Origin of the sequence: Cyanobium sp. N5-Cardenillas, from assembly GCF_024345515.1 — a bacterium.
Classification (GTDB): Bacteria; Cyanobacteriota; Cyanobacteriia; order PCC-6307; family Cyanobiaceae; genus Cyanobium.
Genome location: NZ_JAGQBG010000072.1, coordinates 1 through 12,558 on the forward strand (window position 1 = coordinate 1; position 12,558 = coordinate 12,558).

Annotated in this window: 13 protein-coding genes and 1 pseudogene; 11 read left to right on the top strand and 3 right to left on the bottom strand. The window is 67.0% G+C overall.

The window, feature by feature from the left end; genetic code table 11:
- From KBZ04_RS07625 to KBZ04_RS07665, 9 genes are all read left to right on the top strand, one after another.
- The coding region (locus KBZ04_RS07625) for an ABC transporter permease subunit (protein WP_409995945.1) at positions 1-375 on the top strand (375 nt) is incomplete at its 5' end.
- Positions 376-380: 5 nt separating this feature from the next.
- Positions 381-1,292: a branched-chain amino acid ABC transporter permease gene (locus KBZ04_RS07630; protein ID WP_254991355.1), complete on the top strand. Its 912-nt coding sequence runs from the start codon at positions 381-383 to the stop codon at positions 1,290-1,292.
- Complete coding sequence (locus KBZ04_RS07635) at positions 1,289-2,152, top strand: ABC transporter ATP-binding protein (RefSeq protein WP_254991356.1); 864 nt, start codon at positions 1,289-1,291, stop codon at positions 2,150-2,152. Before KBZ04_RS07630 ends, KBZ04_RS07635 begins: the two co-directional genes overlap by 4 nt.
- Positions 2,149-2,868: an ABC transporter ATP-binding protein gene (locus KBZ04_RS07640; RefSeq protein ID WP_254991358.1), complete on the top strand. Its 720-nt coding sequence runs from the start codon at positions 2,149-2,151 to the stop codon at positions 2,866-2,868. The genes KBZ04_RS07635 and KBZ04_RS07640 overlap by 4 nt, the downstream gene beginning before the upstream one ends.
- Before the next feature lie 2 nt (positions 2,869-2,870).
- Positions 2,871-3,785: an ion transporter gene (locus KBZ04_RS07645; RefSeq protein WP_254991359.1), complete on the top strand. Its 915-nt coding sequence runs from the start codon at positions 2,871-2,873 to the stop codon at positions 3,783-3,785.
- Between the two features lie 405 nt (positions 3,786-4,190).
- On the top strand, positions 4,191-4,436 hold the full coding sequence (locus tag KBZ04_RS07650) for a hypothetical protein (RefSeq protein WP_254991360.1): 246 nt from the start codon (positions 4,191-4,193) through the stop codon (positions 4,434-4,436).
- Between the two features lie 183 nt (positions 4,437-4,619).
- Entirely contained in the window at positions 4,620-6,497 is a 1,878-nt protein-coding gene (locus tag KBZ04_RS07655) for a nitrilase-related carbon-nitrogen hydrolase (RefSeq protein WP_254991361.1), read from the top strand.
- A 41-nt stretch (positions 6,498-6,538) separates the two neighbouring features.
- Entirely contained in the window at positions 6,539-7,042 is a 504-nt protein-coding gene (locus KBZ04_RS07660) for an autotransporter domain-containing protein (protein ID WP_254991362.1), read from the top strand.
- Positions 7,043-7,163: 121 nt separating this feature from the next.
- Entirely contained in the window at positions 7,164-7,529 is a 366-nt protein-coding gene (locus KBZ04_RS07665; protein WP_254991366.1) for an exonuclease domain-containing protein, read from the top strand.
- On the opposite strand, the gene KBZ04_RS07670 is transcribed toward KBZ04_RS07665, so the two are convergent.
- Both KBZ04_RS07670 and KBZ04_RS07675 read right to left on the bottom strand, forming a co-directional pair.
- Positions 7,414-8,262, bottom strand: a complete 849-nt coding sequence (locus KBZ04_RS07670) for a metal ABC transporter permease (protein WP_254991363.1) — start codon at positions 8,260-8,262, stop codon at positions 7,414-7,416. The genes KBZ04_RS07665 and KBZ04_RS07670 overlap by 116 nt on opposite strands.
- Before the next feature lie 34 nt (positions 8,263-8,296).
- On the bottom strand, positions 8,297-9,274 hold the full coding sequence (locus KBZ04_RS07675) for a metal ABC transporter solute-binding protein, Zn/Mn family (protein WP_254991364.1): 978 nt from the start codon (positions 9,272-9,274) through the stop codon (positions 8,297-8,299).
- A 125-nt stretch (positions 9,275-9,399) separates the two neighbouring features.
- Here KBZ04_RS07675 and KBZ04_RS07680 point away from each other — a divergent pair.
- Positions 9,400-9,627, top strand: a pseudogene (locus KBZ04_RS07680) (FAD-dependent oxidoreductase); the annotation flags it as partial.
- Here KBZ04_RS07680 and KBZ04_RS07685 read toward each other — a convergent pair.
- A complete protein-coding gene (locus tag KBZ04_RS07685; RefSeq protein ID WP_254991367.1) occupies positions 9,585-11,759 on the bottom strand; it encodes a hypothetical protein in 2,175 nt (724 codons plus the stop codon). The pseudogene KBZ04_RS07680 and the gene KBZ04_RS07685 sit on opposite strands and share 43 nt — an antisense overlap.
- 227 nt (positions 11,760-11,986) lie before the next feature.
- Between KBZ04_RS07685 and KBZ04_RS07690 the strand changes: the two genes are divergently transcribed.
- Positions 11,987-12,558, top strand: a 572-nt coding sequence (locus tag KBZ04_RS07690; RefSeq protein WP_254991365.1) for an NAD(P)/FAD-dependent oxidoreductase, incomplete at its 3' end; no start/stop codon positions are given.

A 12,558-nucleotide genomic window follows, 5' to 3' on the forward strand; every position in this document is an offset into this window, starting at 1 on the left:
CTGCAGGCGGTGGCCGAGGATCCCGAAACCGCCCAGCTGCTGGGCATCGACAGCACGGCGATGGTGCGGCTGGCCTTCGGGCTCAGCGGCTTCCTGGCCGGGGTGGCCGGCGGTCTGGTGGGGCTGAGCGTCAGCATCGCCGGGCCCTACTTCGGCATCGGCTACGGCCTCAAGGGCCTGGCGGTGCTGGTGCTGGGGGGGCTGGGCAGCGTGCCGGGGGCGGTGCTGGGCGGGCTGATCGTCGGCCTGGCGGAAGCCCTGGTGCCGGCCGATTGGTCGGGCTACAAGGATGCGGTGAGCTACGGCTTCCTGTTCCTGGTGCTGCTGCTGCGGCCCCGGGGGCTGCTGGGCCGGCCCCTGCCCACCAAGGTGTGAGGGCCATGGACGCCGCCCTGCTCGAACAGATGCTGCTCGGCGCCCTGCTGGCGCTCTCGGTGTACCTGCCGCTGCGCTGCGGCCAGCTGTCCCTGGCGACGCCGGGCTTCTATGCGGTGGGTGGCTACGTGGCAGCGCTGCTCTCCACCCGCGTCCCCGCCTTCGCCGGCAGCGGCGTCACCTCACCGCTGCCGGCCCTTCTGGCGGAGATGGGGCTGGGCGGGGCCCTGGCGGGGCTGATCGCCCTGGCGATCGGCGGGCCGGTGCTGCGATTGCGGGGCATCTACCTGGCCATCGCCACCATCGCCCTGGTGGAGATCCTGCGGGTGGTCAACCTCAACCTGCCCTTCACCGGCGGGGCCATGGGCATCTTCGGCATCCCCCAGCCCTTCGCCCACGCCGAGGGCTACGTGCTGTTCACCCTGGCGCTGCTGGCCCTGGCCTGCTGGCTGTGCCAGCGGCTGGAGGTGCTGCGGCTGGGGCGGGCCATGGCCGCCATCCGCGACGACGAACTGGCGGCCGCCAGCGTTGGCATCGACACCCCCCGCACCAAGCTGATCGCCTTCGTGGCCAGTGCCGTGCTCGCCGGCGTCACCGGGGCGCTGGCGGCCCATTTCTTCAACTCCTGGAACGCCCGGGCCGGCAGCTTCGACGCCAGCATCACCACCCTGGCCTTCGTGGTGTTCGGCGGTTCGCGCCTCTGGCTGGGGCCGGTGCTGGGGGGCCTGGCGCTCACCGCCCTGCCGGAGCTGCTGCGGCCGGTGGGGGATCTGCGTCTGATCCTGTTCGGCGCGGTGATCCTGCTGGGGCCGCTGTTCTTTCCCCAGGGACTGGTGACGGCGGAGCGGCTGCGCTGGCTGGCCACCCGCCTGGGCCGGGGCCGCCACCGGAGCCACCAGGCTCCCCAGGCCCCATGAGCCGCCCTCCCGACGGCACGGCCACGGCTCCCCTGCTGCAGGTGGAGGCGATCAGCTGCCGTTTCGGCGGCCTGCTGGCCCTCGATCGGGTGAGCCTGGAGCTGGTGGAGGGGGAGATCTTCGGCCTGATCGGTCCCAACGGCGCCGGCAAGACCACCCTGTTCAACGTGATCTCCGGCCTCACCACCCCCAGCGGCGGCCGCTGCCTGTGGCGGGGCGCACCCACCACCGGCCTGGGGGCCAGCGGCCTCAACCGGCTCGGCATCGCCCGCACCTTCCAGAACCTGCGCCTGTTCGAGAGCCTGACGGTGCGCGAGAACGTGCTGGTGGGGCTGCACAACGCCGCCCGCGCCCCACAGCTGGGGGCCCTGCTGGGCAACGGCGCCTTCCGCCGCCACCAGGGGCGGCTGGAGGCCCGGGCGATGGACCTGCTGACCCTGCTGGAACTGGAGGCCCTGGCCGACCAGCGGGCCGGGGACCTGCCCTACGGCGATCGGCGGCGGCTGGAGATCGCCCGGGCCCTGGCCACGGCACCCCAGCTGCTGCTGCTGGATGAACCTGCCGCCGGCATGAACCCGGCCGAGAAGGACGACCTGCGGCAGCTGATCGGCCGGATCCGCGACCACTTCGCCCTGACGGTGCTGATCATCGAGCACCATGTGCCGCTAATGATGCGGCTCTGCGACCGGCTGGCGGTGCTCAACTTCGGCAGGCGCATCGCTCTGGGCAGCCCCGCCGAGGTGCGCACCGACCCGCGGGTGATCGAGGCCTACCTGGGTGGTTCGGGTGGGGGTTCGGGTGGGGGCTCGGGTGGGGGCTCGGGCGGCGGTTCGGGCCGTGCCGCCGGAGACGGCCGATGAGCGCGCCGCTGCTGGAGCTGCGCCGGCTCACGGTGCGCTACGGCGCCCTCACCGCCCTGCGGGGCCTGGATCTGCAGGTGCGGGAAGGCGAGCTGGTGGCGCTGCTGGGGGCCAACGGCGCCGGCAAGAGCACCACCCTTCGGACCATCTCGCGGCTGGTGGGCGCCGCCGCCGGTCAGGTGCTCTGGCGCGGCGCCGACCTGGCTGGGGTGCCCACCCACCGCACGGTGCGCCTCGGCATCGGCCACTGCCCGGAGGGCCGCCGGGTGCTGGCGCGGCAGACCGTGGCCACCAACCTGGAGCTGGGGGGCTGGATGCGCCGCGACCGGGCCGGCATCGCTGCCGACCTGGAGCGCTGCTACGGCCTGTTTCCGCGTCTGGCGGAGCGGCGCCACCAGCTGGCCGGCAACCTGTCCGGGGGCGAGCAGCAGATGCTGGCGATCGCCCGGGCACTGATGGGCCGGCCCAACCTGCTGCTGCTGGATGAGCCCAGCCTGGGGCTGGCGCCGAAGCTGGTGGCCGAGGTGATGGCCGCCCTGGCGGCACTGCACCGCGAAGGCCTGTCGATGCTGCTGGTGGAGCAGAACGCCACCGCCGCCCTGGAGATCGCCGACCGCGGCGTGGTGCTGGAAAGCGGCGGCATCAGCCTGGAAGGCAGCGCCGCCGCCCTGCTGGCCGATGAAGGCCTGCGGGCCTCCTACCTGGGGAGTGGCTAGCGATGCTGCTGGTGCCACTGCTGCTGGTCGGCCTGGTCGTCCTGGCCCTGGGGCTGGTGCGACTCGTCGGCCGCCCCTGGCTGGAGCGCACGATCCTCGAGACGGACACCCCCTCCGGCAAGTCCTTCGACGCCCTGCTGATGCTGGCGATCGCCCTGAGTGTGCTGGCGGTGGTCCTGGAGAGCGATCCCCTGCTGCGACAACGCTGGGCCGGCACCTTCCTGGGGCTGGAGTGGGGCTTCACCCTGCTGTTCAGCCTCGAATACCTGCTGCGGCTACTCGTCGTGGCCGAGCCACGGCGCTATGCGACCAGCTTCTTCGGGATCGTGGACCTGCTGGCGATCCTGCCCTCCTACCTGGGGCTGCTGATCGGTGGCGGGCAGCTGTTCCTGGTGGTGCGGGTGCTGCGGCTGCTGAGGGTGTTCCGGGTGCTGAAGCTGGGGGCCTACCTGCAGGAGGCGGAACTGCTCTGGAGCGCCCTGATCGCCGCCCGCCGCAAGATCACCGTGTTCCTGCTGGCGATGGTGACGCTGGTGATCCTGATCGGCGCCTTCATGTATGTGATCGAAGCCGGCAATGATGGCTTCGGCAGCATCCCGGTGGCCATCTACTGGGCCTGCGTCACCATCACCACGGTGGGCTACGGCGACGTGGCCCCGGTGACACCCCTGGGGCGGTTCATGGCCTCGGTGGTGATGCTGATCGGCTACAGCATCATCGCCGTACCCACCGGCATCCTCAGCGCCGAAATCGGCTTGAAGGTGCTGCGGCCTGCCGAAGGAACGTCAGCCGGAACGGGCGCGTTCCAGGCCCCCCGGCAGGAGGATCAGAAGCGCCTGATCGTCTGCGGGGCCTGCCGGAAGGACGGCCATGATCCTGATGCGCACCATTGCAAGTTCTGCGGGGCTGAGCTCTGAGCAAGGTCGCCCGAGCTGCCGTCGCCAACCGGGAGGGAAGAAGCGGCGTGTGCGCGGATAGGGACTGCTATGGTACCCCGTTAATATTAATAACCCATTTTCATTGGTTACTGTCCACCCGCCCGTCAGCAGGCCATCGGAATGGCCGGTCTGAACAATCCGCTGACGTCCTGGCTGAAGCGCCGCAGCAGGAGGCGCAAGCGAGGCCATCCAGCCCAGGGCCAGGGGACTCAGAAGCGACGATCGCGCCCTCTGGGAAGGCTCCTGCGGAGCCAGAGAGGTCGGAACGCCCGACAACCGCGCTGGGTCGTTGCCGCGCGCTGGGGCACCGGACTGATCCTTCTGCTCAGCCTCGGACTGCTTGGCAGGCTTGCCTTCCGACCCACGCCGGCACTTGAGGTGTCCGTGAAGGATCGGCGCTCAGAACAACAGGCGGAATGCGAGAAACTCGCAACCGGCAAACTGCTGCATCCAGACAGTTACAAACGGGTCAGCCCGTTTGACGAAACAGCGGATGACGGGGCGCAGCGAACCTTCCAATGGACCTTCACCAGCCGAACCAACCAGGGGGGTACTGGCAAGGGTTCGGTCATCTGCAAGGCCAGCAACCATCTGCAGATGGCGACCGTCGACGTCAAGCAAGTGAACTAGCCAGGATTTCCTGATGGCCCCGTGCTGCGGGTGCTGGGCTGGTGGAACCCAGCATCGCTTGAACTCCGAGAACAGTTCCGGCGTTGCGTTGAAAATCAACAGGTTCCGTGCTCAGGCGTGCACCGGTCTCCCATGATTGGGCCACTGCGCCTGGCTTGGCGTGGCCTCCACCGGTGTCTGACCATGACGGCAGTTCTCCTGCAGCGCCTGACCGCTGCTTCGTTCGGCCTGCTGGTCACGGGACTTGTTGGCTTGGCCTCGCCGGCCAGCGCCCAGGTGGGCCGCCGCCCGATCAAGGTGGCGGCGGTGGATTTCATTCCCGCCTGGGGGGATCGCGATGGCAATATCCGCCGGCTGGTGCAGGCCGCTGAGCGGGTGGCTGCTGAAGGTGTGAACTACGCCGTGTTTCCAGAAACGGCGATCAGCGGCTACGACTTCACCGGCCCGGCCCAGTTGGCGCCATTTGTGGACACCATTCCCGGGCAGGCCACCGCGGCCTTGCTGCCGGTGCTGAAGCGCACAGGGCTCTACATGAGCGTGGGCATGGCCGAAAAAGACAACGCCACCGGGCTCTTCTACAACACCGCTGTGTTGATGGGGCCGGAAGGCATCATCGGCAAATATCGCAAGAACGGCCTGAACGGCCAGGACGTGCAATTGTTCGGCCCTGGCGATACCGACGTGGGCGTCTTTGCCACGCCGATCGGCCGGATCGCCCTGATCATCTGCTACGACGACACCTATTGGCAGTACGACAGGCTGGCGGCGTTGCGCGGTGCGCAGATCATCGGCTGGCATTCCGTTTCCGATCGGGTGATGCCCGGCACGCCGGCAGCCCAGGCGCGCTCGAACCATTCCACGGTGGCCAGTGTGCAGCACATGAGTGCACTGAACGGCGTGTGGGTGGTGGGGGCCACGCGCAGCGGCATCGAGCGCAATCCGATCACCGGCAGCCAACTCTTCTACAACGGCGGATCCAGCATCTGGTCGCCCAGCGGGCGCAAGCTCGTGCAGGCGCCGGTGGTGCCGCCCGAGGTGCTGCCGCCTGGCCTGAACGGCATCTTCGCCGCCACGATCACCCCGGCAGACGCCGACGCCGTGCGCGATCAGCGCCTGGCCGCACGCCGGCCCTCGCTCTACAACCCCCTCCTGGCGCTGCGCCGGGCGCCGGTGGACATCACGGCCACCGCCAGCCGCCGTCCCGTACAGCTGGCCGCCGCCCAGTGGAGCAGCGGTTCTTCACGCCTGAGCAGCAGCCAGCCCGAGCCGAATGAGCTGCTGGTGCTGCCCGAGCTCTCGGCCCTGCCCACCGGCCTGGATGGCGCCGAGCTGCGGCGCCGGGCAGAGCCCCGTGGGGGCGCCTTCGAGCGACTGCTGGGGCAGCGGGCCAAGGCCGGCAATGGCTACCTGGTGGGTAGCTACCCCGAGCGTGAGGGCGACAAGGTGTTTCACACGGTGGCCCTGGCGGGCCCCGCCGGCACGATCCTGGGCCGCTATCGCGCCACCCACCTCACGGCTTCCGAGCGGGCCTGGGCCAGTGCCGGAGACGCTCCGGTGGTGGTGGCCACGCCGCTGGGCCTGGTGGGCCTGGCCACCGTGGGCGATCTGGCCGTCACGGAGGTGATCGGCCTCTACCAGAGCCTGCGCGCCGACCTGCTGGCGGCCCCGGCCGGTGCCCCCTCCGCCCTCAAGGTGGAGATCGACCGCCTGCTGTACGCGGTGAGCGATCCCCCCACCGGTCGCGCCGATCTGCATCCCTACCTGGCCGCCAAGCTGGGCCAGCTGTGGGTGGTGAGCGGTGGCCGCCGCGTGGACAGCTCCACGGCCGCCGGCATCTTCGGGCCGGAGCCGGTGGTGTCCACGCCCACCCTCACGGCCGCCGCCGGCGCCGATGCCGTGCGCTACCGCACAGTGGTGCCCTACCCCGGCACCTGGATCAACCAGCAGCAACTGATCGACGGGCAGCGCAACGATCTGTTCCGCCCGCTGGTGCTCGAGGTCGAGAACAGCTGCTTCCAGATGTGGCGCCGGGCTGGCCAAGGAATGGTGCGTTGCCCGTGAGCCCTTGGGGTGGCCAGGGGCTCCGCATCCAGTGCCTTGCGTTGCAAGACAAGGTTCGCCTCAAGCCAACCACCGATGTGGCCTACAGCGGCTACAACCAGGGTGGCCTCACCGAAACGGGCGCGCAGTCACTGAATCTGGGCGTCAACGCTCATTCGGCCGATTCCCTCGTATGTGGCATCGGCTTCTCCCTGGACCCCCCCCTGCAACTGGGCCGCCAGACACGCCTGATCCCCCGGCTTTCGGTGGCCAACGCGTATGACTTCTACGCCGGCACCAACGAGCCGCACCAGGTGACGGCCTCCTTTGCGGAGGTTCCGGCCCTCGGGCCCATCGACGTGCTGGGGCAGAACCTTGGGGCCAACGACCTCAATGTCGCCCTGAATGTGGAACTGGAAACCTCCGATCAGTACTCTCTCTACGCCGGGGTGGGGGGCTCCTTCCGGAGCAACGTCAACGAACTCAGCTACGGAGGCGGTGTGCGCTGGCGCTTTGGCGGTGTCCCCCGTGCGCCTTCAGCCCCGACGATTCGCGGCCTCTGGTGAGCAGCACGGGCTTGGCAGATCTCCAGCAGGGCTGTTTCGTGGCCCTCGATTTCGAGACGGCCGACCGGGCCGGGACAGTGCCTGCTCGATCGCCCTGGTGCGGGTGGAGCGGCGAGCCATCGTGCACCGCGAGCACCGCTTGATCCGTCCACCGCGGCGGACCTTCCAGTTCACCGCCATCCACGGCATCAGCTGGTCGCAGGTGGCCCAGGCACCCACCTTCGCTGAACTCTGGCCGCAACTGGCGGCCGCTCTGGAGGTGGCGCAGTTCATCGCCGCCCACAACGCCAGCTTCGATGCCGGTGTGCTGCGGGCCTGCGGCCCACCAAGTTGCCGGATGTGTGCCGGCATCTGGGCCTGCCGCTCCAGCATCACAACGCCCTCTCCGATGCCGAGGCCTGCGCCAACATCGTCCTGGCGGCGAGGGCCAGCAGAAATCCGAAGAACTGCACGATCACCACACAGGGGCCGGAGGGGAGGTTGGTGAGGCCCGATCCGAGCAGCCCCAGCACGGCGCAACCGCCACCGATCACCGAGGAGAGCACCAGATAGGAGCCGAAGTGGCGGCTCACCAACCGGGAGGCACAGGCGGGAATCACCACGAAGGCGCTGATCAGCAGCACCCCCACCGCCTTGATCGACACGGCCACCACCACGGCGAGCAGCAGGATGAAGGCGATCCGGTGCCCCTGGTTGCCCACGCCGAAGGCCCCGGCCAGATCGGCGTGGAGGGTGAGCAGCACCTGGGCCCGCAGGCTCACCAGCAGGTAGCCCACCGCCGCCACCAACAGCACGGCGATCAGGCCGAGATCCAGCCAGGAGATGCCGAGGATGTCGCCGAACAACAGCTGCTGGATGCCGCCCCGGTAGGTGGTCACCAGGCTGAGGGCCACCACGGCGAAGGCCAGGGACGTGGAGTACACGATGTTCAGCAGGGCATCGGCCGGCAGCTGGCTGCGCTCCACCAGCAGGTTCACCAGCAGGGCGAACAACACGGCGAAGGGGATCAGCACCAGGGTGGGGTTGAGGCCCAGCAGGATGCCCAGGCTGAGACCCAGCAGGGCGGAATGGCCCAGGGCATCGCTGAAGAACGACAGCTGGCGCAGCACCGCGAAACTGCCCAGCAGACCGCCCAGGGTCCCGGTCAGCAGTCCCCCCACCAGGGCGCGCTGCATGAACGGCTGGCCGATCACCGTGCCGAGCTGGGAGAACGCCGTCATCCGATCCCCAGGCCTCCAGCCTCCAGCGCTTCCATCAGCGGAAGGCGCTCACCAGGTCGGTGACGTTGCGGCCCATGACCTCGCCGTAGGTGGCCGGGTTGCGGGAGGCCTCCTCGGTGCCGGTTTCCATCGGATCGAAGACGCTGATGCGGATCCCCAGATCGCCGGCCAGGGCGTTGAAGGAGCGGTTGCCCTCCTGGGGTTCGCTGAGCAGGGCCCGCAGCTGGCTGCGCTTCACCGTGTCGGCCACCCGCGACAGATCCGCCGGGGAGGGGTTCTGCTCCGGCACATCCACCAGGTACTCGGCCTTGAGGCCGTAGCGCGCGGCGAAGTAGGGGGCGAAGTCGTGCACCACCACGAAGGTCTTGCCCCGGAACGGGGCCAGCTGCTTCTCAAAGTCCGTGTTCAGCTGGCGCAGCTCGGCGGTGAAGGCGGCGGCATTGCGGCGGTAGCCCTCGGCGCAGGCCGGATCGGCGGCGATCAGGCCATCGCGGATGTTGTCCACCTGCTGGGCGGCGCGCACCGGATCGAGCCAGATGTGGGGATTGGTCGGACCGTGGTCGTGGCCGTGGTCGTGGCCATCGGCGTGTTCCCCGGCGGGCTCCTCCGGGTTCTCCAGGGTGGCGATGCCCCGGCTGGAGTCGATCACCTTGAGGGCCGGGTTTTCGGCGCCCTGCACCAGCTTGTCGAGGAACGACTCCATGCCCAGGCCGTTCTTCACCAGCACCGTTGCGTTGCGGATGGCCGCCACATCCCCCGGACGGGCCTGGAAATCATGGGGGCCGCTGGCGGCGGGGATCAGCGCCGTCACCTCGGCGCAGTCGCCGGCCACGGCATGGGTGAACAGGGTGATCGGCAGGAAGGTGGTCACCACCCTGGGGCGATCGGCGCGGCCGGCCTGGGGTGCGGCCGACTCCGCCGCCGGACGGCAGGCCAGCAGGAGGGAGGACAGACCCACGGCCAGGGCCAGCAGGGGACGACGGGATGGGGTCTGGCGTGACCGAGGCGGCATGCAAGAGGGTATGGGAATCATTCTCAATCTATCAGTCCATCCTCCCCATCTCCTCGAAAACCGCGTCCTTCACTACCGCCAGGGATGTGGTGCTACCTCCAGCTGTCTCCTGACGATCAGTCCCGTTGCCACCGGGACGCTTCTTCCTTGAACTGGACCCACCCCTGGAGGCCATTCACGGCTGGCCCCACGTGGCGATCGTCGGCGGTGGCTTCGCCGGGCTCAAGGCCTGCAACGCCCTGGCCGGCAAGCCCGTGCGCGTCACCCTGATCGACACGCGCAACTTCAACCTCTTGCAGCCCCTGCTGTATCAGGGGGTTTCAGGGCTCGTCACGGAGGCCGCCCTGGCGACAGCCTGCTCCCTTTCAAGCGCAACTCTTCTGGCTCGAGCGCTGGCGAGATCCATGCCAAGAAGAACGATCACAGTTGCTATTAGCCCGACACCAGACACCCAAGGAAGGGCGCTCCAAACATTGATCGCATGCCCACCGACGAGGGCGGGAGCAAACCAGATCGCAATAACGATTGGAGCCACAGCCATCGCGAAGAAAAACCAAGTGTCATTCAGAATTTTCATGTCGGCGGATGCCGGATTGAAACGCTGAACCCACGACGAGACTGGTGCGCCAGGCTCAACACCTGGACGAACTCCGAAGAAGTTACTCAGCTCATGGGAACCCCAGCGCTCCCATACCCACCGCAACACTCGGCTTGATGCGTAGATCGTGAGAAGGGCACCGCAGGTTGCCAACCAGACTTCTCTGGTAGGCGGCACTGGCGTCGGATGACGCATCAAGCCCGGAAACAGGAAATTCACTACTCCGAGCATCTGCGCAAAAGTCCACATGCCTAGTTGACTCCATGCCCCGGCATGGGACCACACCACGGCCAGAGCAGAAATGGATGCAAGCAAGTGAGCTGCGGACAAGGATCCCACACGCCACCTGCGCCGAACCCTTCCAGTGACATACGAACCTGTAGGTAGGGTGCTGAGTGATTTCCACGGCTCACCAACGACATGCAAAAGAGCGTGAGAAACGCTGGTCACAAATTCTTCGGTATTCCGCCAGTAGGATGTGTGATCTCTTACCAGAGAGCGCTCATTCACGATCTCAACAGAATCTGGCCCAATCACATCAGACTCATGATCCATGAGTGAGCCATTGGAAACTGGGTCATCGGTGGCATAGAGATCTAGCCACCATAGGCCCTGCATCCTCTGGCGAGACCCGTGCCAGTTGATCTCATGAGCCGGGTACTCGAAGAGATACATGATCAGCAGAAAAATGCAAATGCTGACGCCGATAATTCCAGTGGCCATGACTCCAAGCATCCCAAGGATCTTCGCTCCAGTCAACGAGAATCCAATCAGCAGAACAGCCGCGAAAGTAAGATAAAGACGTCCGAAGAAGCCATCGGACTCCTTGGATATCTGCTCCAATTCCTCAAGCTTTCGCAATCCCGATCCGAACGTCAGAAGTAAAGCCACTTCAGGTGGTCGCGCGCCGCGCAGCGCTCGGTGGGCCACGGCGCCTCCCTGGGAGTGCGCAATCACGGCCACACGCTTGCACCGCTCCGACAGCCAAGTCACATCACGATGCACCTGGGCGATCATGGCCGCCTGCTGCATCGGACTCCCCACCAACACCAGACTGTCCCCGAGAAAGCTTGCCAGTAGACCTTCGATCGCGACCAGTACTCGGCTCAGACCAGGAATAGGCAGCAGACCTAACAACACGATGGCAGCAATACCTAGTTCCAGCAACACAGCCACAGGCAAGGAAAAAACCAGCAACAACATGTTCTTCAGCAGCGACAGCACCGCAGCAAATCGCGCAAGGCCAGACAGAGCTCTGATACCTCTGACCGACCGCCTGACACGGACACCGAAGTGCGATCCCATCGTCCAAGGCACGATGGCGATGAGCCAGGTGGCCAGCTCACGAAACCGAGGTGCGGCAAAGGACTCAGCCCACCACGACTCAGCCATCAACCATCGCGTCTCATGCAGGGTGCCCTCCCTGTCCAACGCCTGGAGCTCGAGAAGGGCATGGGAAGGCGCGTCTTTAGACGTGGTTGTTACCTGGGCGTCACGAAGGAAGGCACGGGCACAGACGAAGTTTCCGGCGGCATCATTCGCCATCTCCTCCAACGGTTTCAGCGGCCCTTGTGCGGTATCCATCGCCAGGCTGCCGGCGAGGGATCTGAGCGTCTCGAAGTGTTTGGTGGTATCTGTCAGACCCGCTGGACCTCTCCACCCCGGCTCCTTACGGGCGAGCCAGTCACTCTGCTGGGACAAACGAAGGCCCGTAAACGACCAACTGCGAGCGATGCCATCGAAGCGTTCCTGGAACCAGCGAAACAGTGGCTCTCCAAAGCCGACGAGTGTCGATCCTCGTTTCTGTTGCCCAATACCATGAACGAAAAGCACGCCAAGATCTTGCTTTTCGTCCGTGTCAACAGTCGTGGGAGGGGGAACATCCACAGCACTTCAGTGCAACGAAAGTGCACGGATTAAGGAGAAGAGTCCCATACTAAGCCCGTGGAAACGGGATGCCCAAGGACATGGCACGGCGGAGGGAGTGTGTTTTTCTTTCACGATCAGAAGCAGCCTCCTGCAGACCACGCCGTCCCTTCCCAGCCAAACCGCTGCCCCTACTACAACCCCTAACCCGGTGATCTGGATACGTTGAGAGGCCCTCGAGGCGTGCGATGGCCCCGGAACGCTTTTTCCTTGAGCTGGACCCACCCCTGGAGGCCATGCGCGGCTGGCCCCACGTGGTGATCGTGGGCGGTGGCTTCGCGGGGCTCAAGGCCTGCAACGCCCTGGCCGGCAAGCCGGTGCGCGTCACCCTGATCGACAAGCGCAACTTCAACCTCTTCCAGCCCCTGCTGTACCAGGTGGCTTCCGGGCTCGTCTCGGAGGCCGACGTGGCCTCACCCCTGCGCCAGATGGTGGGCGAGGCCGCCAACATCCAGATCCTGCTGGGCGAGGTGGTCGACATCGACACCGACGCCAGGGAGGTGGTGTTCAACGACCACCGCTACGGCTACGACCACCTGATCCTGGCCAGCGGCTCGGGCAGCACCTACTTCGGCCACGAGGAATGGCGGCCCCTGGCGCCGCCGATGAAGATCCTCGAGCACGCCGATGAGATCCGCCGCCGGCTGCTGATGGCCCTCGAAGAAGCCGAGCAGACCGGGGATCCCGAGCGGCGCCGCTACCTGCAGTCGGTGGTGGTGGTGGGGGCCGGTCCGGCGGGATGCGAACTGGCTGGCTCCCT

Excerpts from the sequence above, each read along its gene's own strand:
- KBZ04_RS07645 (WP_254991359.1), top strand. The coding sequence starts at position 2,871 with ATGCTGCTGGTGCCACTGCTGCTGGTCGGCCTGGTCGTCCTGGCCCTG.
- KBZ04_RS07635 (WP_254991356.1), top strand. The coding sequence starts at position 1,289 with ATGAGCCGCCCTCCCGACGGCACGGCCACGGCTCCCCTGCTGCAGGTG.
- KBZ04_RS07655 (WP_254991361.1), top strand. The coding sequence starts at position 4,620 with ATGACGGCAGTTCTCCTGCAGCGCCTGACCGCTGCTTCGTTCGGCCTG.
- KBZ04_RS07630 (WP_254991355.1), top strand. The coding sequence starts at position 381 with ATGGACGCCGCCCTGCTCGAACAGATGCTGCTCGGCGCCCTGCTGGCG.
- KBZ04_RS07675 (WP_254991364.1), bottom strand. The coding sequence starts at position 9,274 with ATGCCGCCTCGGTCACGCCAGACCCCATCCCGTCGTCCCCTGCTGGCC.
- KBZ04_RS07640 (WP_254991358.1), top strand. The coding sequence starts at position 2,149 with ATGAGCGCGCCGCTGCTGGAGCTGCGCCGGCTCACGGTGCGCTACGGC.
- KBZ04_RS07670 (WP_254991363.1), bottom strand. The coding sequence starts at position 8,262 with ATGACGGCGTTCTCCCAGCTCGGCACGGTGATCGGCCAGCCGTTCATG.